Here is a 21,424-nt window from a genome sequence, read left to right on the forward strand (position 1 = left end):
CATGCAGAGCCTGGCGATCATCGGCGGTGGGCTGGTCGGTGCCAGCCTCGCGTTGGCCTTGCAAGACGGCGCCCGTGAGCGCGGCTGGCGGATCCATCTGATCGAGCCGTTCGAGCCGGGCCATGAGTACCAGCCGAGCTATGACGCGCGCTCCACCGCACTGTCTTACGGCACCCGGATGATCTATCAGCGCCTGGGCCTGTGGGAGCGGATCGCCGAGCGTGCCGAACCGATCCTGCATATTCACGTGTCCGAGCGCGGCCGTCTCGGCGCAGCGCGTTTGCATGCGCGCGACGAGGGCGTCGAGGCGCTGGGCTACGTGGTGGAAAATGCCTGGATCGGTCACTGCCTGTGGCAGGCGCTGGATGATCGGGTGGTGGTCCGCCATTGCCCGGCAGAGGTCGAGCGGCTGGAACCCAGCGCCACCGGCTATCGCCTGAGCTTCACCGATGGTCAGACGCTGGCGTGCGAGCTGACCGTGCTGGCCGATGGTGGTCGCTCCGGCTTGCGCGAGCAGCTCGGCATCCAGGCCTCTCGGCGCCCCTATGGCCAGACCGCTCTGATCGCCAACATCACCCCGGGCAAGCCGCACGGCGGGCTGGCCTTCGAACGCTTCACCGAAGACGGCCCGATGGCGCTGCTGCCACTGCAGGACAACCGCTGCGCGCTGGTGTGGACGCGTTCTCCGGCCGACGCCGCGCGCTTGGCGCAGGCCCACGAAGCGGCCTTCCTGGAGGAACTGCAGGAGGCCTTCGGCTATCGCCTGGGCGCCTTGCAGCAGGTCGGTGCCCGCCATCTGTATCCGCTGACGCTGATCGAGGCCGAGGAGCAGGTGCGCTCGGGGTTGGTGGTGCTGGGCAATGCTGCGCACAGCCTGCACCCGATCGCCGGGCAGGGTTACAACCTGTCGCTGCGGGATGTCGATGCGCTGAGTGCCGCGTTGCTGCGCAGCGAGGCGCCGCTGGGCGATCTGCCGGTGCTGCAGGAGTACGCCCGCCGGCAGCGCCTCGATCAACGGCTCACCGTTGGCTTTTCCGATCAGGTGACCCGACTGTTCGGCGACTCCGGACGCCTGGTCGCGGCCGGACGCACGCTCGGCCTGCTCGGGTTGGACTTGACTCCCGCTGCCAAGCGCTGGTTCGCGCGCCAGGCGATGGGCCTGGGTACGCGCGCGGGTTGAGCGCGACAACGAAGGATTCGGCATGAGCGCTTCCAGGCTGGCGCGCAAGGCGCGGTTTCTGCGCTGGGCCATGAATTTCTATCCGCCCTACATCGGAGCCGGTGTTCGGGTGCGGCACATCAGTGCGGATATGCGCCTGGTTCAGGTCAAGATGGTGCTGCGCTGGTACAACCGCAATTATGTCGGTACGCAGTTCGGCGGCTCGCTGTATTCGATGGTCGACCCTTTCTTCGTGCTGATGCTGATGGAGAATCTCGGACGCGACTACATCGTCTGGGACAAGGCTGCCAACATAGAATTCGTCAGCCCCGGGCGGGGTGCGGTCTACGCCGAGTTCGCCATCAGCGACAAGTTGCTGGATGAGATCCGCGCGAACACCGCCGACGGCGGCAAGTACTTGCCCAGGATGCATGTCGAAGTGCGGGACGGCGAGGGCACGCTGGTGGCACGGGTGCAGAAGACCCTCTACATACGACTCAAGCCGCGGGCGCGGCAGTCAGGAGAGAAGTGATGCAAGCGGATCTGATCATCGTTGGCGCCGGAATGGTCGGCAGCACGCTGGCACTGGCGCTCGAAGGCTCCGGACTGAATATCGTCGTGCTCGACGCCAGTCCGCTCGAGGTCGCCGACTTCGATCCGCTGGGCGGCTTCGAGCCCCGGGTCAGCGCGTTGTCCGCAGCCAGTCAGCGCATCCTGCAGCGGGTCGGTGCGTGGCCGGGTATTGCCGCGCGGCGCGCGAGCCCCTACACCGACATGCATGTGTGGGATGGCTCGGGTACCGGCCAGATACATTTCTCTGCCGAGACCGTGCACGCCGAGGTGCTCGGTCACATCGTCGAGAACCGCGTGGTGCAGGACGCCTTGTTGGAAACGATGCAGCGTGGTGGCAGGTTGCAGTTGATCGGCGACGCGCGCGTCGAGCAGCTGACGCTAACCGATGAAGGCTGGCGGCTGACGCTGGGCGATGGTCGCGAGTTGCACACGCCCCTGCTGATCGCCGCGGACGGCGCCAACTCGGCGATTCGCCGCCTGGCTGGCTGTGAAACCCGCGAGTGGGACTATCTGCATCAAGCCATCGTTACCAGCGTGCGTTGCAGCGAGGCGCAACAGCGTACGGCCTGGCAACGCTTCACCGATGACGGCCCGTTGGCCTTTCTGCCGCTCGAGCGCGATGGCGATCGGCACTGGTGCTCGATTGTCTGGTCGGTTACTGAAGCTGAAGCCAAGCAGCTCATGGCGCTGGATGACGCGGCATTCCGAACGGCGCTTGGGCGAGCCTTCGAGGAGCGCCTGGGCGAAGTGCTCGAGGTCGATCCGCGGCTGTGCATCCCGCTGCGCCAACGCCATGCCAAACGCTATGTGCAGCCCGGCCTGGCGTTGATCGGCGATGCCGCACACACCATTCATCCGTTGGCGGGGCAGGGCGTGAATCTTGGTCTGCTGGATGCCGCGGTGCTGGCGGAAGTGCTCAAGGCGGCGGTTGCCCGCGGTGAGCGGGTAGCGGATGTGCGGGTGCTGAGCCGCTTCGAGCGTCGGCGCATGCCACACAATTTGGCGATGATGGCAGCCATGGAGGGCTTCGAGCGGCTGTTCCAGGCTGATCTGCTGCCGCTGCGCTGGTTGCGCAATACCGGTCTCAAGGCCGTCGGGGCGCTGCCGGAGGCGAAGGCGCTGTTCGTGCGTCAGGCGCTCGGACTGAGCGGTGATCTGCCCGAACTGGCCAAGCCCTGATATCAGATTGATATTTACAAAAGATTACCTGCACGATTTGTCGCATTGAGAAGGTAAATAACATTCACTATTATTTGGCCTCTGTTCCAACTCACCAAGAGGCTGTTTCATGCAGGCAAGCAAAGGTTTACTCGCCGCCCTGGCGCTTACGGCGCTGTCGGGCGCTGTCCAGGCTGCCGACGAAGTGGTGGTTTACTCCTCGCGCATCGACGAGCTGATCAAGCCGGTGTTCGACGCATACACCGAGAAGACCGGTGTCGCTATCAAGTTCATCACCGACAAGGAAGCTCCGCTGATGGCCCGCATCAAGGCCGAAGGCGAGAACACTCCTGCCGACCTGCTGCTAACCGTCGATGGTGGCAACCTCTGGCAAGCCGAAGAAATGGGCCTGCTGCAGCCGCTCGATTCCCAAGTGGTGAAGGACAACATCCCCGCTCAGTACCGCTCCTCCAGCGACGCCTGGACTGGCCTGTCGCTGCGCGCGCGGACCATCGTCTACTCCCCGGAACGGGTCAAGGATGGCGAGCTGACCACCTATGAAGCGCTGGCCGACAAGAAGTGGGACGGCCGTCTGTGCCTGCGTACCAGCAAGAAGGTCTACAACCAGTCGCTGACCGCCACCATGATCGAGACCCATGGTGCCGAGAAGACCGAACAGATCATCAAGGGCTGGGTCAGCAACCTCGCTACCGATGTCTTCGCCGACGATACCGCGCTGGTCCAGGCGGTTGATGCCGGGCAGTGCGACGTCGGCATCGTCAATACCTACTACTTCGGCCGCCTGCACGCGCAGAATCCGCAGCTCAAGGCCAAGCTGTTCTGGCCGAACCAGGAAGATCGCGGCGTGCACGTCAATCTGTCGGGCATCGGCCTGACCAAGCACGCACCGAATCCGGACGCCGCGCGCAAGCTGGTGGAGTGGATGACTGGCGCCGAGGCGCAGAGCATCTTCGCCGACATCAACATGGAGTATCCGGCCAACCCGAGCGTCAAGCCGTCTGCCGAAGTGGCCGCATGGGGTGAGTTCAAGGCCGACACCATCCCGGTGGAAGTGGCTGGCAAGCGCCAGGCCGAAGCCATCAAGCTGATGGATCGCGCCGGCTGGAACTGATCAGCCTTTCGCGCTTGCAGCGCTGACGTGCGGCTCCGGCCGCTACGTCAGCCGCTGCGGTTATACTCGGCGCCCCGGCCTGGTCCGGGGCGTCGTCTTTTTTGCTGTCGAGGCTTGAGTGTCCCATCCCGTCGAGCGCCGCTGGTATCCCATCACTTTCGCCATCGCCGCACTGGTGCTGCTGCCGCTGAGCATTCTGCTGTTCAGCTGGAGCAGCATCGACACCGAGATCTGGGCGCACCTGTGGGATACACAGATGCCGCGGTTGCTGGGCAACACCCTGACCCTGGTGCTTGGCGTCAGCGTTGGCGTGGTCGTGCTCGGCGTCAGCCTCGCCTGGCTCACGGCGCTCTGCGAGTTCCCCGGCCGCCGCTGGCTGGACTGGGCGCTTATGCTGCCGTTCGCGATTCCGGCCTACGTACTGGCGTTCGTCTTCATCGGCCTGCTGGATTTCGCCGGTCCGGTGCAAACCCTGGCACGCGAGTGGTTCGGCAGTGGCATCCGCTTTCCGCGAGTGCGCTCGACCGGTGGCGTCATCACGGTACTGGTGTTGGTGTTCTACCCCTATGTCTACCTGCTGGCGCGTTCGGCCTTTCTCGCCCAGGGCAAGGGGCTGATGGAAGCGGCGCGGGTGCTCGGCCAGTCCCCCTGGCAGGCTTTCTGGCGCGTGGCGCTGCCGATGGCGCGGCCGGCCATCGGCGCCGGGCTGGCGCTGTCGATGATGGAGACGCTGGCCGATTTCGGTGCGGTGTCGGTATTCAACTTCGACACCTTCACCACCGCCATCTACAAGACCTGGTACGGTTTCTTCAGCCTGACCAGCGCCACGCAGCTGGCCAGCCTGCTGTTGCTGGCGGTGATGCTGGTGCTCTACGGCGAGCGTCGTGCCCGCGGTGCGGCGCGCCCGGCCAACGAGCGTGCGCGCTCGGCGGCACTGTATCGGCTGACCGGAATGAAGGCTTTTGCCGCCAGCGCCTGGTGCGGCCTGGTGTTTCTCTGCGCGTTCGTCATACCCGTGCTGCAACTGCTCGTATGGCTCTGGCAGCGCGGCCGCTTCGACCTCGACGAGCGCTATGCCGGGCTGATCCTGCATACGCTGTACCTGGGCGGCATCGCTGCGCTGATCACCGTTACCGCGGCGTTACTGCTGGCCTTCGCCCGGAGGCAGGCTCCGGTGCGCTCGGTTCGCAGTGCGGTGAGCCTGGCCAACCTCGGTTATGCGCTGCCCGGCTCGGTGCTGGCGGTGTCGATCATGCTGGCGTTCAGTTATCTCGACCGGCACATGGTGATTCCGCTGTCCAGCTGGCTGGGCGGGGCGGGCAAACCGATCCTGCTCGGCAGCCTCGGCGCCTTGCTGCTGGCCTATCTGATCCGCTTCATGGCAGTCGCCTTCGGCCCGCTGGAGAACGCCCTGGCACGAATTCGCCCTTCGTTGCCGCAGGCGTCGCGTAGCCTCGGCGTCGGCGGCCCGGCCCTGTTCTTGCGCGTCTATCTGCCACTACTGCTGCCGGGCACCCTGAGCGCAGCGCTGCTGGTGTTCGTCGACGTGCTCAAGGAGATGCCGGCAACCCTGCTGATGCGTCCGTTCGGCTGGGACACCCTGGCGGTACGCATTTTCGAGATGACCAGCGAGGGTGAGTGGGCACGTGCTTCGCTGCCGGCGCTGACCCTGGTGTTGGTGGGCTTGCTGCCGGTGGTGCTGCTGATTCGGCGCTCGGCGAGACGTCCAGGCTAATCGTGCGACTTGGACGCACGGTGCTGAACGGCGCGGCCGCGCTGCTGCGGGCCGCGGGTCGACCTCCAGTCTCCTGGCGCCTGAAGCGCAGTGACCTACCGTCACCTTGGGGCTACAATGCGCGCCATTCGAAAGTCGCCGAGCCTCGCGGGGCCCGGTTTTACTGACTTTTCCAATGCCGATTCGGCGACCTGCCCGGAAGGAGAAACCCATGGGTCAGCGCACTCCCCTCTACGATCAGCACCTTGCGCTCGGCGCCAAGATGGTCGATTTCGGTGGCTGGGACATGCCACTGCATTACGGCTCACAGGTGGAAGAACACCATCAGGTGCGACGCGATTGCGGGGTCTTCGATGTCTCGCACATGACCGTGGTGGATGTCGCCGGCGAGCAGGCCACCGCCTATCTGCAGCGCTTGCTGGCCAACGACGTGGCACGCCTGAAGAGCGCCGGTCGCGCCCTTTATAGCGCCATGCTCAATGAGCGTGGCGGGGTCATCGATGACCTGATCGTCTACCTGACCGACTGGGGCTACCGCCTGGTGGTCAACGCCAGCACCCGCGACAAGGACCTGGCGTGGATGCAGACCCAGATGGCGGGCTTCGCCGTCGAGGTCAACGAACGCCCGCAGCTGGCCATGCTGGCCATCCAGGGGCCGCACGCCCGCGCACGCACGGCCGAGCTGGTCAGCCAGGCGCGCGCCACCTTGATTCACGAACTCAAGCCGTTCCAGGGCCTGGCCGAAGGTGACTGGTTCATCGGTCGCACCGGCTATACCGGCGAGGACGGCCTGGAAATCATCCTGCCGGCCGAGCAGGCGCCGGACTTTCTCAGCGAGCTGGTCGGCGCCGGCATCCCGCCCATCGGCCTCGGTGCGCGCGACACCCTGCGTCTGGAGGCCGGGCTGAACCTGTACGGGCAGGACATGACCGAGGAGGTTTCGCCGCTGGCCGCCAACATGGGCTGGACCGTGGCCTGGGAACCGGCCGAGCGCGACTTCGTCGGCCGTGCCGCGCTGGAGCAGCAGCGCGCCGAAGGCGATCTGCCGAAGCTGGTCGGCCTGGTGCTGGAAGAGCGCGGCGTGCTGCGTGCCCATCAGGTGGTGCGGGTGACCGGTGTCGGCGACGGCGAGATCACCAGCGGCAGTTTTTCTCCTACGCTTGGCAAATCCATCGCTCTGGCGCGTGTGCCGGCCGGCACCGCCGAGCGCGCGGAAGTGGAGATTCGTGGCAAGTGGTATCCGGTGCGGGTCGTGCAGCCGACATTCGTGCGGCACGGCAAGGTACTGGTGTAAATTCGACCGACTGTTTTGCGCGACTGCTGTCAACAGCCTTGAGGATCCAACAATGAGCAATATCCCCAGCGATCTGCGTTACGCCGCCAGCCACGAGTGGGCCCGTCTCGAAGCGGACGGCAACGTCACCGTCGGCATCTCCGATCACGCCCAGGAGGCGCTGGGGGATGTGGTCTACGTCGAGCTGCCCGAGGTCGGGCGCCAGCTCAATGCCGGTCAGGAAGCCGGCGTGGTCGAGTCGGTGAAGGCCGCCTCCGACATCTATGCCCCCGTTTCCGGTGAGGTGATCGCCATCAACGAGGCGCTGGCCGATTCACCCGAGCAGGTCAACAGCGACCCATACGGCAGCTGGTTCTTCCGCCTGCAGCCGAGCGACAAGGCGGAGCTGGACAAGCTGCTCGACGCAGCCGGCTACCAGGCCGCCTGCGACGCCGACGCCTAAGCATCATCCGCAAAAGCCCCGCTCTGTCGGGGCTTTTGTTTTTTCCGAGAGTAGCGACCATGCCGTATATGCCGAGCCTTTCCCAACTCCAGCAAACCGATGCCTTTCTGCGCCGTCACCTCGGCCCGGATCAGGGCGAACAGCAGGCCATGCTCGATGCGCTGGGGCTGGCCAGCCGCGAGCAGTTGATCGAGCAGACCGTGCCGCCGGCGATCCGCCTGCAGGGCGAGCTAAATCTGCCGTCCGCGCTGGATGAACAGGCGGCGCTGGCCAAGCTCAAGGGCTATGCCGAGCAGAATCAGCTCTGGACCAGCCTGATCGGCATGGGCTACCACGGCACCATTACCCCGCCGGTGATCCTGCGCAACGTGCTGGAGAATCCGGGCTGGTACACCGCTTACACGCCCTATCAGCCGGAGATCGCCCAGGGTCGGCTGGAAGCGTTGCTGAACTATCAGCAGATGATCATCGACCTCACCGGCCTCGATCTGGCCAACGCCTCGCTGCTCGATGAGGCGACCGCAGCAGCCGAGGCCATGACCCTGGCCCGGCGCATGGCCAAGAGCAAGAGCAACCGCTTCTTCGTTGACGAGAATTGCCATCCGCAGACGCTTTCGGTGGTGCAGACCCGTGCCGAAGCGTTCGGCTTCGAACTGGTGGTCGGCACGCAGGACGACCTGGCCGGACACGAGGTGTTCGGCGCGCTGCTGCAGTACCCGGATACCCACGGCGAGATTCGCGACCTGCGTCCGGCCATCGAGCAGCTACACGCACAGCAGGCGCTGGCTTGCGTGGCGGCCGACCTGCTCAGCCTGCTGTTGCTGACCCCGCCGGGCGAACTGGGTGCCGACGTGGTGCTCGGCTCGACCCAGCGCTTCGGTGTGCCGATGGGCTACGGCGGCCCGCACGCGGCCTATTTCGCCAGCCGCGACGAGTTCAAGCGCGGCATGCCGGGCCGCATCATCGGCGTGTCCAAGGACGCCCGCGGCAACACCGCACTGCGCATGGCGCTGCAGACCCGCGAGCAGCACATCCGTCGCGAGAAGGCCAACTCCAACATCTGCACCGCGCAGGTGCTGCTGGCCAACATCGCTGGCTTCTACGCCGTCTATCACGGCCCGCAGGGCCTCAAGCGCATCGCCCAGCGCGTCCATCGGCTGACCGCCATCCTCGCCGCGGGTCTGGAGCAGAAGGGCATCGTGCGGCTCAACCGGCATTTCTTCGACACCCTGACCCTCGAGGTCGGTGGTGCGCAGACTGCGATCATCGAGAGCGCCGAGGCGGCGCAGATCAACCTGCGCATCCTCGGCCGCGGCCGGTTGGGCGTGAGCCTCGACGAGACCTGCGACGAGCGCACCGTCGAGCACCTGCTGGCGATCTTCCTCGGTGCCGATCACGGCCTCGATGTCGCCGCGCTGGATGCCGGTGAGCTGGCCGCGGGCATTCCCGCAGGGCTGCAACGCGAGAGCGGTTACCTGGAGCATCCGGTGTTCAACTCGCACCACAGCGAAACCGAGATGCTGCGCTACCTCAAGCAGCTGGAAAACAAGGACCTGGCGCTGAACCAGGCGATGATCCCGCTCGGTTCCTGCACCATGAAACTCAACGCCACCAGCGAAATGATCCCGATCACCTGGGCCGAGTTCGCCAACCTGCATCCGTTCGTCCCGCGCGGTCAGGCGCAGGGCTACAGGCTGATGATCGACGAGCTGGAAGCCTGGCTCTGCGCGATTACCGGTTTCGATGCGATCAGCATGCAGCCCAACTCCGGTGCCCAGGGCGAATATGCCGGCCTCGTTGCTATCCGCAAGTACCACGAGAGCCGCGGCGAAGGGCAGCGCGACATCTGCCTGATTCCGTCCTCGGCACATGGCACCAACCCGGCGTCGGCGCAGATGGTCAGCATGCGTGTGGTCATCGTCGAATGCGACAAGGGCGGCAACGTCGATCTCGAGGACCTCAAGCGCAAGGCGGCCGAAGCCGGCGATCGGCTGTCATGCCTGATGATCACCTACCCGTCGACCCACGGCGTTTACGAAGAAAACGTGCGCGAGATCTGCGCGGCGATCCACGCTCACGGCGGCCAGGTGTACATGGACGGCGCCAACCTCAACGCCCAGGTCGGCCTGGCGCGGCCGGCGGACATCGGTGCCGACGTCTCGCACATGAACCTGCACAAGACCTTCTGCATCCCCCATGGTGGCGGCGGCCCGGGCATGGGCCCGATCGGCGTCAAGGCCCACCTGGCACCATTCGTGGCCAATCACCCGGTGGTCGAGCTGGAAGGACCGCAACCGGGCAACGGTGCCGTGAGCGCGGCGCCCTGGGGCAGCGCGAGCATCCTGCCGATCAGCTGGATGTACATCGCCATGATGGGCCCGCTGCTGCGCGACGCGACCGAGGTGGCAATCCTCGGTGCCAACTACCTCGCCAACCGCCTCGGCGGGGCGTTCCCGGTGCTCTACAGCGGACGCAACGGCCGTGTCGCCCACGAGTGCATTCTCGATCTGCGCCCGCTCAAGGCCGCCAGTGGCATCAGCGAGGAGGATGTCGCCAAGCGCCTGATGGACTATGGCTTCCATGCGCCGACCATGTCGTTCCCGGTGCCCGGCACGCTGATGATCGAGCCCACCGAGAGCGAGTCGAAGGCCGAACTGGATCGCTTCGTCGAGGCGATGCTGAGCATCCGCGCGGAGATCGCCAAGGTGCAGGACGGCGAATGGCCGGCGGACAACAACCCGCTGGTACGCGCGCCGCATACGCTGGCTGACGTGATCGGCGAGTGGGATCGGCCGTACAGCATCGCCGAGGCGGTGACGCCAAGCGCCCATGCACGCGCGCACAAGTACTGGCCGGCGGTGAACCGCGTAGACAACGTCTACGGCGATCGCAATCTGTTCTGTGCCTGCGTGCCGGTGGATGCCTACCGCGACTGAGTTGCGCTGAGGGCCGTGTGGGCGTCGATTCTCGGCGCCTTTCAGGCTTCTGCGAGGTGATTGGTGGGGTGAATTCCGGCGATTTTAGCGATTGGTGCCGGACTTCGTAGGGTAGATGTCGCTTTTTACATCCACCGTAGCTCCGGCCAGGGCTGCAGGAATCGGCAACGCCTGACCCACTCTATGCCTCAGGCTCGTGCTCGTCTTCGGCTGCCTCGTCCAGCATTCCCAGCCAGTTCGCCAGGACCAGCTGCGCTTCCTCGACCCCCTGCCGCTTCGGTGCCGAGAACAGCTGCACGCTGACGTCGGCACCCCAGCCCTTGCGGATATCGCGTTGGATCGCCAGCAGCGCGTTCTTCGCCGCGCCGAAGGCCAGCTTGTCGGACTTGGTCAGCAGGATGTGCAGGGGCATCTGGCTGGCGCTCGCCCAGTCCAGCATCATGCGGTCGAACTCGGTCAGGGGATGGCGAATGTCCATCATCAGGAACACCCCGGCCAGGCTTTCGCGACTGCCCAGGTAGGCTTCCAGATGGCGCTGCCAATGCTGCTTGAGCGGGATCGGCACCTTGGCGTAACCATAACCCGGCAGGTCGACCAGGCGGCGCTCGTCATCGAGGCGGAAGAAGTTGAGCAGTTGAGTGCGCCCAGGCGTCTTCGAGGTCCGGGCCAGATTGGCGTGAGTGAGGGTGTTCAGCGCACTGGACTTGCCCGCATTGGATCGACCGGCGAAGGCCACTTCCAGACCCTCGTCGGCCGGGCACTGATCGACCTTGGCGGCGCTGATCATGAAGGAGGCCTGTTGGCAAAGGCCGAGAATCGGGTTTTTCGGTAGCATGGTCGTTCCGGTGAGTGCGCGTGGGGTGCGGCAATGGTTCGTTTCCGTTTCAGGAACGGAAGTATATAATGCCGCAGTTTTTATGTGCGCTTTGGCCTGATGTCAGGCTCCGGATGGCGTTCGGCCGGTATCAGGCGCAACGTGCGTCTGCGGGCCGCCGCCGGAGACGAAAGTCCTGCGTGCCACTATAACGAGCGTCGTCCCGGTTTTGATGCCGTGCGCGACCCGATGAATTCCCTTTCAAACCCTTAGCCGTAGTTGGATTAGCTGATGAACAAAATACTCGTGAGTCTGCTGTTGACCCTTGGCATCACCGGTATGGCCCACGCGGCTGGAAACGCCGAGGCTGGTCAGGGCAAAGTTGCAGTGTGTGGCGCCTGCCACGGTGTCGACGGCAACAGCCCGGCGCCGAACTTCCCGAAACTCGCCGGCCAGGGCGAGCGCTACCTGCTCAAGCAGCTGCATGACATCAAGGCTGGCAGCACCCCGGGCGCCGAGGAAGGCGTCGGTCGCAAGGTGCCCGAAATGACCGGCATGCTCGACCCGTTGAGCGATCAGGATCTTGAAGACATCGCCGCCTACTTCGCCAGCCAGAAGGGCAGCGTCGGTTATGCCGATCCGGCTCTGGCCAAGCAGGGCGAGAAGCTGTTCCGTGGGGGCAAGCTGGATCAGGGCATGCCGGCCTGTACCGGTTGCCATGCGCCGAATGGCGTCGGTAACGACCTTGCCGGTTTCCCCAAGCTGGGTGGCCAGCACGCTGCCTACACCGCCAAGCAGTTGACCGACTTCCGCGAAGGCAACCGTACCAACGACGGCGACACCATGATCATGCGTGGCATCGCCGCCAAACTGAGCAACAAGGACATCGAAGCGCTGTCCAGCTACATCCAGGGCCTGCACTGATAGCCGTTGCAGCCTGAGCAGAAGGGCGTCCGGGCCACCAGCCCCGACGCCCTTCTGCGTTTTCGGGGCCTGCTTCATTGTCTGTATCACGTGCTTGCACAGTCGGATGAAAAACGCTGGCGAGTCCCGGCGTTTTGCTGCAGCCTGTTGCGCCATTGGTCCGTCGTTAACAGGAGTATTCCATGCGTAATTTCCTACTCACTGCCGTTCTCGCCGCCGCCAGCCTGTTCGGTCTGGCAGCCCAGGCAGCGGAGTTCCAGGCCGGCAAGGAGTATGTCGAGCTGAGCAGCCCGGTGCCGGTTGCAGAGCCGAGCAAGATCGAGGTGGTCGAGCTGTTCTGGTATGGCTGCCCGCACTGCTATCAGTTCGAGCCGACCGTCAAACCATGGGCCGAGCAGCTGCCGGATGACGTCGATTTCAAACGCATCCCGGCGATGTTCGGGGGTATCTGGAACGCCCACGGACAGCTGTTCATCACGTTGGAATCCATGGGCGTCGAGCCCGAGATTCATGATGCGGTGTTCGCCGCCTATCATCAGGACCGCAAGAAGCTCGCGACCCCCGAAGAGATGGCCGAATTCCTCGCCGGCCACGGCATCGACAAGCAGGCCTTCCTCAAGGCTTACAACTCCTTTGGCGTGCGCAGCCGCGTGGAGCAGGCCAAGAAGCTTGGCATGGCTTACCAGATCACCGGCGTACCGGTGATGATCGTGAACGGCAAGTATCGTTTCGATCTCGGTTCTGCCGGCGGCCCGGAACGCACGCTGCAGGTGGCCGACTTCCTCATCGAAAAAGAACGCGCAGCGCGGTAGCCGAACGTGCTGCGCCGCTGGAGCGCTCCGCGCCACGCCGGCCCCGGCAAGACTCGGGTCAATCCCCACTGTCTGGCCAGCAGCGGCCTGCCGGCGGACGGGCGGCTGCGGCTGCTCAGCTTCAACATCCAGGTCGGTATCAGCACCGAGCGCTACCATCACTACCTGACGCGCAGCTGGCAGCATCTGCTGCCGCATCCCGGTCGCGCCAGCAACTTGCAGCGCATCGGCGAAGTACTGGGTAACTATGACCTGGTCGCTCTGCAGGAGGCCGATGGCGGCAGCCTGCGCTCCGGTTACGTCAATCAGGTCGAACACCTGGCCCATCTGGGCGCCTTTCCCTACTGGTATCAGCAACTCAACCGCAACCTCGGGCGTTTCGCCCAGCACAGCAACGGTGTCTTGAGCCGGCTCGAACCCCAGGGCCTAGAAGATCATCCGCTGCCCGGACCTTCGGGTCGCGGGGCGATCCTGTTGCGCTTCGGCGAAGGCCCGGACGCGCTGGTGGTGGTCATGATGCACCTGGCGCTCGGTGGCGGGGCACGGGCGCGCCAGCTGGCCTACATCCGCGAGCTGATCGGCGGCTACCGCCATCAGGTACTCATGGGTGACATGAATACCCACGCCAACGACCTGCTGGAGAACTCCCCACTGCGCGACCTCGGCCTGCTCGCACCGCAGGTCGAGGCGACCTTTCCAAGCTGGCGGCCGCAACGCTGCCTCGATCACATCCTGTTGAGTCCGAGCCTGGCGCTTGAGCGCGTCGACGTGCTGCCGTTGCCGATCTCCGATCATCTGCCGGTCGCCGTGGAAATCAGGTTGCCCGACGCGTTCAAGGACGATTCCATGCCGGTTCAGGTACAAGAAAGCAAATGAGCGACGAAGCCGAACGCTGGAAAGAAAAGTATCTGCAGCAGGTCGAGCGCCAGGACCGGCTGGAGGCCCGCTGGGAGCAGCGGGTGGACTTGCTGCGCCGCAGTCTGGTGCGCAGCAGCCTGGCGGTGGAGGGGGCCGATCCAGCCGTCGAGCGCTGCCTGCAGCAGATGCGCGAGATTCTGCGCGACGGCGATCTGGACGATGGCCTCGGGCAGCTGGTTCCGCGCCTGGAAAAAGCCGTGCTGGACTCCGAGCGGCATCGTCAGGAGCGTGCCGTGCAGCTGACCGAAGCGCTGCATCGGCTGGTTGCTCAATTGCTGGGGATGTCCTTGCCGGCCGAATTGCGCAAGCCGCTCAAGCGTTTTGCCAGGGAGCTGGATCAGCGCGCGACCCGGCTGCGCGAACTGCCGGTACTGCTCAGTGAACTCAGTGTACTGCAGGGCCAGGTTCTGGACCTGCAAGGACTGGGCACGTCGCAGCAAAGCGGATTTTTGAAGCGCCTGTTCGGCAATCGGGACAGTCAAGCGGTGGCGGTCCCGCTCGAGGCGGCGATTCCAGCGGCGGAGGAGGTCGAGACCGAGGCGGTTGCCGGCAGCGCGATGGCCGGTGCGTCCGCTACGGCCGAGGCGGCCGTGACGCCAGCCTTGCCTGAGCCGGCGAGCGACGAGCAGCAAGCGCTCGAGCCCGCCGCAACAGCGGCTGAGCCCGAAGTAGCCGCACCGGTGGCGGATGCCGAGCAGGCGCCCGTGGCCGAGCCGCAGGCGGCCGCCTACGCCCTGCCTGACTCACCGGAGCCCGCCTATAGCGTGGTTGCCGAACGCGTCGAGGCGACGCTCGCCAGCCTGCTCGACAGCCTCCATCTGCCCGAACAGCATCAGCCCCGGCTGCAGCTGTTGCGCGCCCGCATTCAGCATGGCCTGAACTGGTACGAGCTGGTGCCGGTGCTGGATGACCTGGCGATGCTGATGATTGCCTTCAGCGATCAGGGGCAGCGGGATTTCGAGAACTACCTGCAGACGCTCAACGAGCGGCTCACCGCAATGCAGGAAAACCTGCTCGCCGCGCACCAGGGCCATACCGAGGGCCGCGACGCCGCACAGACGCTCGATGCCGAATTACGCGAGCAGGTCGGCGGACTGCAGGACAGCATGCGCCAGGCCACCGATCTGTCGAGCCTGAAAAAGGTGGTCGAGGCGCGCCTGGATGGTCTGCTGACCACGGTGGATACCTACCGGCAGAAGCGTAGCGAGCAGGAGCAGAAGCTTGGCGAGCGGCTGCAGCAGTTGGTCAGCCGGGTCGGCAGCCTCGAACAGGCCGCGCGGGGGTTGCGCGGCCATCTCGAGGAGCAACGGCAGAAGGCCCTGCAGGATCCACTGACCGGGCTGCCCAACCGTGCCGCCTGGAACGAGCGCCTGGACCTGGAATTCGCCCGCTGGCAGCGCTATGGCGGCGACCTGTTACTGGCTGTGCTGGATGTCGATCACTTCAAGCGGGTCAATGATGGATACGGCCATCTGGCCGGTGACCGGGTGCTCAAGATCATTGGCTCGGAGCTGCAGAAGCGGCTGCGCAAGACCGACTTCATCGCCCGCTTCGGTGGCGAGGAGTTCGTCGTGCTGCTGCCCAACACGCCCCAGGAAGCGGGGCGGCAGTTGCTGGAAACGCTGCGCGAATCCATTGGCAGCTGCCCGTTTCACTTCAAGGGTGAGCGCATCGTGATCACGCTGTCGGCAGGCCTGACCGCCTTTAGCGATGGCGACACCACAGAGCGTGCCTTCGAGCGCGCCGACAGCGCGCTGTACCGCGCCAAGGAGGCCGGCCGCAATCGGGTCGAACCGGCCTGACCGGCTGACGCCGCGAGCCTGCGATCGCCCGGGTATAATCCGACCGCGCTGCCAAGCGCTGCCATGCCGGCGCGCCTGCCGGTCATGCCGATCTGCGTCATTTCGCCGTCGACACAGAGGTCATCCCGATGAAAGCCTTCACCGCCACCCTGTTGCTCCTGCTGCTTGCCGGCTGCGCCAGCGGCCCGCGCATCGATACCCGCTACAGCTCGATCGGTCACGACAGCCGCGCGCAGTTCATCGTGCTGCACTACACCTCTGCCGACCTGCCGCGTTCGCTCACGCTGCTCAGTGGTCGTGACGTCAGCAGCCACTACCTGATCGGCGAGGCACCGGCGACAATCTATCGTCTGGTGGATGAGAACCGGCGCGCCTGGCATGCCGGCGAAAGCGAGTGGAACGGGCGCACCTGGCTCAATTCCAGCTCGATCGGCATCGAGCTGGTCAATCGTGGCTATGTCGAAAGCGCGGACGGGCGGCGACTCTGGTACCCGTACTCGGACGAACAGATCGACGCACTGGTGGCGCTGCTCAAGGACATCATGGCGCGCCATGATCTCAAACCGGGCGCCATCATCGGCCACAGCGATATTGCGCCGCAGCGCAAAGTCGATCCGGGGCCGCTGTTTCCGTGGAAACGCCTCGCCGACGAGGGGCTGCTGCCCTGGCCTGAGGCCGATGCGGTGGCGGCCGAGCGGATGCGCTATGCATCGACCGGGCTGCCGACGATCACCTGGTTCCAGGACGCATTGGCAGCGCAGGGTTACCGGGTGCCGCGGCACGGTCATCTGGACGACGAGACGCGTAACGTGATCACTGCGTTCCAGATGAAATACCGCCCGGCTCGTTTCGACGGCGAACCCGATGCCGAGACCGCCGCAATACTGCAGGTGCTCGGCAGTCAGGCGGGGCGCTGACTCAGTAGCGGGTGGTGCCGATCAGCCGCGAGTCGGCCAGCGCCGCGCTGCGATGCTCGGCGGCAGCCTGGTACTCGTGATCGCTGATCATCGCCAGAAAGGCTTCCTTGGACGGGTAGCTGACCAGCAGCAGGTCATCCCACTGTTCCTCCGCCGGCGCGATCAGTGCGGCATGCGCCTTGGCACGGACCTCCACCGCACCACCGCAGGCCTGCACCTTGGCCAGCGCCACACGGCTGTAGCGGGCATAGGCTTCGCGGCCGCTGCAGGGGCTGTGCTGGCTGCCCGCTGGGTATGTCGCCTGGGCGTTGTAGCGCAGCAGGTTGAGCATCAGGATCGGCACGCCCGCTGGCATCGCCGCGACGTAGGCGGCGAGCTGTTCGGGGCTGGGATTCACGCTTGGCATGGCAGGTCCTCGTGGTGGCGCCGTCAGATCGGCAGCGCGACGTAGAAGATGGTGCCGTGCCCGATCCGCGAATGCACGCCGATGCGCCCACCATGCAGCTGGGCGATTTCCTTGCATAAGGCAAGCCCCAGTCCGGCGCCGCCGCGACGACGACCGATCTGCACGAAGGGTTCGAAGATGCGCGCCTGCTGGCTGTAGGGGATGCCTTCGCCGTTGTCCTCGACGCTGAGAATCATCCGCTCGCCATGATGGCGGGCCAGCAGCCGTACCTCGCCGCCTTTCGGCGTATGCCGCAATGCGTTACTCAGCAGGTTGTCCATCACCCGCTCGATCTGCTGACGGTCTAGCATCAGGGTCGGCAGCGGCTGCTGTAGCTCCAGCTGGAGCTGCACCTCCTGCTCGGCTGCGGCGACCTCGAAGCGCTGGCGTGCGGTTTCCAGCAGCTCCGGGATTTCACACGGCTCCAGCTCCAGCTTCTGCTGGCCGCTCTGGTAGCGGGAGAAGTTGAGCAGGTCGTTGATCAGCCGGACCAGTCGTTGCATCTCCTCGTGCACGGTATCGAACAGGTCCGATTCGCGGCTGCCGGCCGGGTAGCGCAGGCGTTCACGCAGCAGGCTGAAGGCCATCTGCATGCCGGTTACCGGCGTGCGCAGCTCATGTGAGGCGCGCAGCACGAACTCGTTGCGCACCCGCTCGAAGGTGCGCTGGTCGGTGACGTCGTGCAGCACCATGACCGCGCCGCTGATGCTGCCGTCGTGGTGGCTTACCGGGCTGATGCGCCAGGCCAGCAGGCGTCGCTCGCCATCGGCCTCGATCACCAGATCCTCGGGTGGGTCGGACAACGGTTTGTCGTCCAGTACCTGGCGTGCCGCAATGTCCAGCGCCGGGCAGCCGAGCGCCTCGCCCAGGGACAAACCGAGGTGCTCGTTCTCCCAGGCCAATTGCCGTTGCGCTACCGGGTTGGCGTGCTCCAGACGCCCCTCGCGGTCGATTATCAGCAGACCATCGTCGATGCTGTCGAGCAGCGCCTGCAGACGCTGCTGCCCGTTGACCAGTGCCTCCACGTTGGTCTGCTTGAACTGGTGCAGCGCCTGCGCCATCAGGCCGAAGCGGCGACTCAGCGAGGACAGTTCGGCGATCGGCGGGGTGGGCAGGGCGATATTGAAATCGCCGCGTCCGATCTGGTCGGCCGCCGCGGAAAGGCGTTCGATCGGCTCACCGAAGCGACGGGCGAAACTGTGCGCGGTGATGAAACCGATCAGCAGCACCGCAATGGCGGTCAAGCCGAGCAGGCCGGCGAGCAGCGCAGCACGGTCGCGGCTACGCAGCTCGGTGTCGCGAATCCGGTCGTACGCGGTGCGCTGCATGTCGGTCATCAGGCCGCGCAACTGGTTGAAGGACTGGCTCAGCGGGTTGTCTTCGAGCAGGGTCAGATCCTGCCGGCCGGGCAGATCGACCTGTTGCAGAAAACTGGCGTAGGCGCTGGCGATTGCCTGGAACGCCTGCCGGTCGGCATCGTCGCGAGCTTCGGCGATACCGCGCTCTAGCGTTTGCTGGAAGGTCTGGCGTAACGGCTCCAGCGCCTGGCTGTTGTTCTCGTCGGTGAGCAGGACGACCAGATGGTTGCCCAGAACCTGGCGCAGCTGCTGGTTGATTTCGATGATGCCGAAATTGTTGCGGATGAGATGTTCCTGACTTTTCGCCATCTGCATCACGCTGACCAGCGCCAGCAACAGCCCGAGCAGGGCCACCGTCATCAGGGCCGAGAACCCGAGGAAGAGTCGGGTCCGTAGCTTCATCTGCAGTTTCATAGGCCGTACTGCTTGCGTTTTCTGTACAGCGTCGACGCGTCGATGCCGAGGATGCGCGCGGCCTGCTCGAGGGTATCACTGGTGCTCAGCACGCCGGCGATATGGGCCTTTTCCAGCGCTTCCAGGCTCAGTGGCTCACCGATGCGCGGGGCGTTGCTGGCAACCTGCTCGCCGAGGCCCAGGTGGCTCACCTCGATCATCTGCTGCGGACAGATGATGCTGGCGCGTTCCACCACGTTGCGCAGTTCCCGCACGTTGCCCGGCCAGCGGTAGGTCTTCAGCGCGGCAATCGCGGCATCGCTGAAGCCGCGGGCCGGGCGCCCGTAGTTCTTGACGAAGGAAGCAAGGAAGCGTTCGGCCAGGGCCAGCACGTCTTCCGGACGCTCACGCATGGGGGGCAGGTTGAGGGTGATGACGTTGAGGCGGTAGAGCAGGTCCTCGCGGAACTTGCCCTCGCGCACCATCTCCTCGAGGTTGAGATTGGTGGCGGCGAGGATGCGCACATCGGCGCGGCGGGTCACCGGGTCGCCGACGCGCTCGTACTCCTTGTCCTGAATGAAGCGCAGCAGCTTGGGCTGCAGCGCCAGCGGGAAGTCGCCGATCTCGTCGAGGAACAGCGTGCCGCCATCGGCCTGGTTGACCCGGCCCAGGGTGCTTTCGGTGGCGCCGGTGAACGCGCCGCGGTTGTGGCCGAACAGCTCGCTTTCCATCAGGTCCGCCGACAGCGAGGGGCAGTTGATGGTGACGAAGGCCTTCTTCGAGCGCCGGCTCCAGGTGTGGATGGCACGCGCCAGCTCGCCCTTGCCGGTGCCGGACTCGCCGAGGATGAGGATATTGGCGTCGGTGTCGGCGACCTGGCGTGCGGTTTCCAGCACCGCCATCATCGCCGGGCTGTGCGAGCCGAGCGCATCGCTGCGCTGCTTCATCTCGCCTTCCAGGGCCTCCAGGCGCGCCGCCATCTGCCGGACTTCCAGCTGCTTGGCTGCGGACAGGCGCAGCTGCTCGGGGCTGCACGGCTTGAGCAGGTAGTCCGCGGCGCCGGCCTGCATGGCGTCGACCGCGGTGTCCACGGCCGAATGAGCGGTAACGATCACGACCCGCATCCAGGGCGCGAGCATACGCATCTGCTGCAGCACATCGAGGCCGTTGTCCTCGCCCAGGCGCAGGTCCAGAAAACAGAGATCGAATACCTGGCGCTGCAGGATGGCTTCTGCCTGCGCGGCGCTGGCGGCGGTCATTACGGTATAACCGCGATCCTCCAGACAGTAACGGAAGGTACGCAGGATCGCCGCTTCGTCATCCACCAGAAGGATGCGCCCGCCGTTGTCCGTCGTTTGGTCCATGGATGCTCCCAGTCAGATGGCGAATCAGTCGCTTGAAAAGAAAATAAATTATGGCGTGCGGCGCCTGGCGGGGGCGCCGTTGCGTTGTTGGCGAGTGCTTAGTCTATGAAATGTCTTGCAAGTTGCACGGTGACGATGAGCTGTTCCTGCATGCTGCATTCCGGACCCGGCACGGCGGCCATGCAAGTCGCTGATTTTGCTCGGTCGGAACTCGCAGACCGGCTGGCACGGGGCTTGCGACCAGGGTAAGAGAACGCGCCGCGGCCCGCCGAGTGGGCGTGGCGCCGTCTTCACTCATCCAGGAGGCGTCATGAACCATTCCATGAATCAGCTCAACGAACTCATCGAGATCACCCGCGACGGCCAGCGTTTCTACCAGCATGCCGCCGAAGAAGCAAAGGACGTGGAACTGCAGCATCTGTTTCGCGACCTGGCGCAGGCCAAGACACAGGTGATCCAGGCGCTGTCGGTGAAGGTCGCTGCCAACCATGAACAGCCATCTCAGGGCGGGACGCTCACCGGGCGCATGCGCGAGCTGTACACCGACGCACGCTCGCGAGTCGGCGACCATGATCGCGCCTACATCGACCAGCTCGAGCAGAGCGAAGCACACCTGCTGCGTGCCTTCGAGGATGCCGTCGCGGATGCGGAACCGGACGTGAAGGCCTTGCTGGCCATCGAGCTGCCGAAGTTGCGCGCCTGCCACGAGCGCATTCGCCAGCTTAAAGCCACTCGCCACTGATGGTCGTGCAAAACGCCCGGCATACCTGGGCGGCTCGTGCAAATTAAGTTGCGTTCTTCTTTCTTTGGTTGTGTAAGTTACTGATTTTAAAGGGATTAAAAGAGTTTTTCGGGATGGCACGCAGCCTGCAATGACTTGATCAACGCAACATCATGTTCGCCACGCTTTGCTTAGAAGGAGTTGAGGATGAATCGCCAAGCTAGCCTTTCTTTAGCCTGCAAGGGTTTCCTCTCTGCTGCAGTCGTCATGCTCATCATGGGTGCCGAGCGGCCGATGTCGCAACCGCTCGGCCAGACGCAGCAGGCCTCCGTGGAACGAATCCGGATGTATGACGCTCAACCTATTGAGCTCACGCGGACCAGCCAGGAACGGCAGACCATCGTTTACCGCCAGGCGCCTGCCGAACAGCGCTGGGTGTTCTGAGCAGGGAAGAAGGACGTGCGAGCGAACCGGCAGGGATGCGTAACCACATCGACGCCGATCGGCTGATCCGATCCGCTGAGTAT

The 21,424-nt window shown here is 65.0% G+C and carries 19 protein-coding genes; 15 read left to right on the forward strand and 4 right to left on the reverse strand.

Going from position 1 to position 21,424, the window contains the following annotated elements:
- Position 1 precedes the first annotated feature (1 nt).
- From ubiH to gcvP, 8 genes are all read left to right on the forward strand, one after another.
- Positions 2-1,180 (forward strand): 2-octaprenyl-6-methoxyphenyl hydroxylase, encoded by a 1,179-nt coding sequence (gene ubiH / locus HZR81_RS11220; protein WP_500128129.1) that lies wholly within the window; start codon positions 2-4, stop codon positions 1,178-1,180.
- A 22-nt stretch (positions 1,181-1,202) separates the two neighbouring features.
- Positions 1,203-1,691, forward strand: coding sequence for a DUF4442 domain-containing protein (locus HZR81_RS11225; RefSeq protein WP_161611732.1), 489 nt, complete (start codon positions 1,203-1,205; stop codon positions 1,689-1,691).
- Positions 1,691-2,911: a 2-octaprenyl-3-methyl-6-methoxy-1,4-benzoquinol hydroxylase gene (locus tag HZR81_RS11230; protein ID WP_500128130.1), complete on the forward strand. Its 1,221-nt coding sequence runs from the start codon at positions 1,691-1,693 to the stop codon at positions 2,909-2,911. The genes HZR81_RS11225 and HZR81_RS11230 overlap by 1 nt, the downstream gene beginning before the upstream one ends.
- A 109-nt stretch (positions 2,912-3,020) precedes the next feature.
- A complete protein-coding gene (locus HZR81_RS11235) occupies positions 3,021-4,022 on the forward strand; it encodes an extracellular solute-binding protein (protein WP_110778755.1) in 1,002 nt (333 codons plus the stop codon).
- Between the two features lie 118 nt (positions 4,023-4,140).
- Positions 4,141-5,757, forward strand: a complete 1,617-nt coding sequence (locus HZR81_RS11240) for an ABC transporter permease (protein ID WP_208217002.1) — start codon at positions 4,141-4,143, stop codon at positions 5,755-5,757.
- Positions 5,758-5,968: 211 nt separating this feature from the next.
- Positions 5,969-7,051 carry a glycine cleavage system aminomethyltransferase GcvT gene (gene gcvT, locus HZR81_RS11245; protein WP_500128131.1) on the forward strand — a complete coding sequence of 361 codons (1,083 nt, stop codon included), beginning with the start codon at positions 5,969-5,971 and terminating at the stop codon, positions 7,049-7,051.
- Positions 7,052-7,103: 52 nt separating this feature from the next.
- Positions 7,104-7,493: a glycine cleavage system protein GcvH gene (gene gcvH, locus HZR81_RS11250; protein WP_500128132.1), complete on the forward strand. Its 390-nt coding sequence runs from the start codon at positions 7,104-7,106 to the stop codon at positions 7,491-7,493.
- A 59-nt stretch (positions 7,494-7,552) separates the two neighbouring features.
- Positions 7,553-10,429 (forward strand): aminomethyl-transferring glycine dehydrogenase, encoded by a 2,877-nt coding sequence (gcvP, locus tag HZR81_RS11255; RefSeq protein ID WP_500128133.1) that lies wholly within the window; start codon positions 7,553-7,555, stop codon positions 10,427-10,429.
- Positions 10,430-10,610: 181 nt separating this feature from the next.
- Here the strand turns inward: gcvP and yihA are convergent, their stop codons facing one another.
- Positions 10,611-11,264: a ribosome biogenesis GTP-binding protein YihA/YsxC gene (yihA, locus tag HZR81_RS11260; protein WP_133455319.1), complete on the reverse strand. Its 654-nt coding sequence runs from the start codon at positions 11,262-11,264 to the stop codon at positions 10,611-10,613.
- Between the two features lie 270 nt (positions 11,265-11,534).
- Between yihA and HZR81_RS11265 the strand changes: the two genes are divergently transcribed.
- The 5 genes from HZR81_RS11265 (at position 11,535) to HZR81_RS11285 (ending at position 16,616) form a co-directional block, all read left to right on the forward strand.
- A complete protein-coding gene (locus HZR81_RS11265; protein WP_063541113.1) occupies positions 11,535-12,167 on the forward strand; it encodes a c-type cytochrome in 633 nt (210 codons plus the stop codon).
- Positions 12,168-12,349: 182 nt separating this feature from the next.
- A complete protein-coding gene (locus HZR81_RS11270; protein WP_063541114.1) occupies positions 12,350-12,979 on the forward strand; it encodes a thiol:disulfide interchange protein DsbA/DsbL in 630 nt (209 codons plus the stop codon).
- Positions 12,980-12,985: 6 nt separating this feature from the next.
- Complete coding sequence (locus HZR81_RS11275) at positions 12,986-13,855, forward strand: endonuclease/exonuclease/phosphatase family protein (protein WP_161611726.1); 870 nt, start codon at positions 12,986-12,988, stop codon at positions 13,853-13,855.
- Positions 13,852-15,699 (forward strand): diguanylate cyclase, encoded by a 1,848-nt coding sequence (locus tag HZR81_RS11280; RefSeq protein ID WP_200600948.1) that lies wholly within the window; start codon positions 13,852-13,854, stop codon positions 15,697-15,699. The genes HZR81_RS11275 and HZR81_RS11280 overlap by 4 nt, the downstream gene beginning before the upstream one ends.
- A 128-nt stretch (positions 15,700-15,827) precedes the next feature.
- Positions 15,828-16,616 carry an N-acetylmuramoyl-L-alanine amidase gene (locus tag HZR81_RS11285; RefSeq protein WP_500128134.1) on the forward strand — a complete coding sequence of 263 codons (789 nt, stop codon included), beginning with the start codon at positions 15,828-15,830 and terminating at the stop codon, positions 16,614-16,616.
- 1 nt (position 16,617) lies between these two features.
- On the opposite strand, the gene HZR81_RS11290 is transcribed toward HZR81_RS11285, so the two are convergent.
- Genes HZR81_RS11290 through algB form a run of 3 tightly spaced genes read right to left on the reverse strand, consistent with a single transcriptional unit; the run spans position 16,618 to position 20,176 of the window.
- The gene (locus tag HZR81_RS11290) at positions 16,618-17,022 is read right to left on the reverse strand and encodes a DUF1330 domain-containing protein (protein WP_063541118.1); all 405 of its coding nucleotides are present in this window, start codon (positions 17,020-17,022) and stop codon (positions 16,618-16,620) included.
- A 23-nt stretch (positions 17,023-17,045) separates the two neighbouring features.
- Positions 17,046-18,833, reverse strand: a complete 1,788-nt coding sequence (locus HZR81_RS11295) for a KinB sensor domain-containing domain (protein ID WP_063541119.1) — start codon at positions 18,831-18,833, stop codon at positions 17,046-17,048.
- Complete coding sequence (algB, locus tag HZR81_RS11300) at positions 18,830-20,176, reverse strand: sigma-54-dependent response regulator transcription factor AlgB (RefSeq protein ID WP_102838966.1); 1,347 nt, start codon at positions 20,174-20,176, stop codon at positions 18,830-18,832. Before algB ends, HZR81_RS11295 begins: the two co-directional genes overlap by 4 nt.
- Positions 20,177-20,486: 310 nt before the next feature.
- On the opposite strand from algB, the gene HZR81_RS11305 reads away from it, so the two are divergent.
- Positions 20,487-20,918, forward strand: a complete 432-nt coding sequence (locus tag HZR81_RS11305) for a ferritin-like domain-containing protein (protein ID WP_102838965.1) — start codon at positions 20,487-20,489, stop codon at positions 20,916-20,918.
- Positions 20,919-21,104: 186 nt separating this feature from the next.
- The gene (locus HZR81_RS11310) at positions 21,105-21,341 is read left to right on the forward strand and encodes a hypothetical protein (RefSeq protein WP_063541122.1); all 237 of its coding nucleotides are present in this window, start codon (positions 21,105-21,107) and stop codon (positions 21,339-21,341) included.
- Positions 21,342-21,424 lie beyond the last annotated feature (83 nt).

Origin of the sequence: Pseudomonas sp. LM13 (assembly GCF_041381355.1) — a bacterium.
Lineage (GTDB): Bacteria > Pseudomonadota > Gammaproteobacteria > Pseudomonadales > Pseudomonadaceae > Stutzerimonas > Stutzerimonas frequens.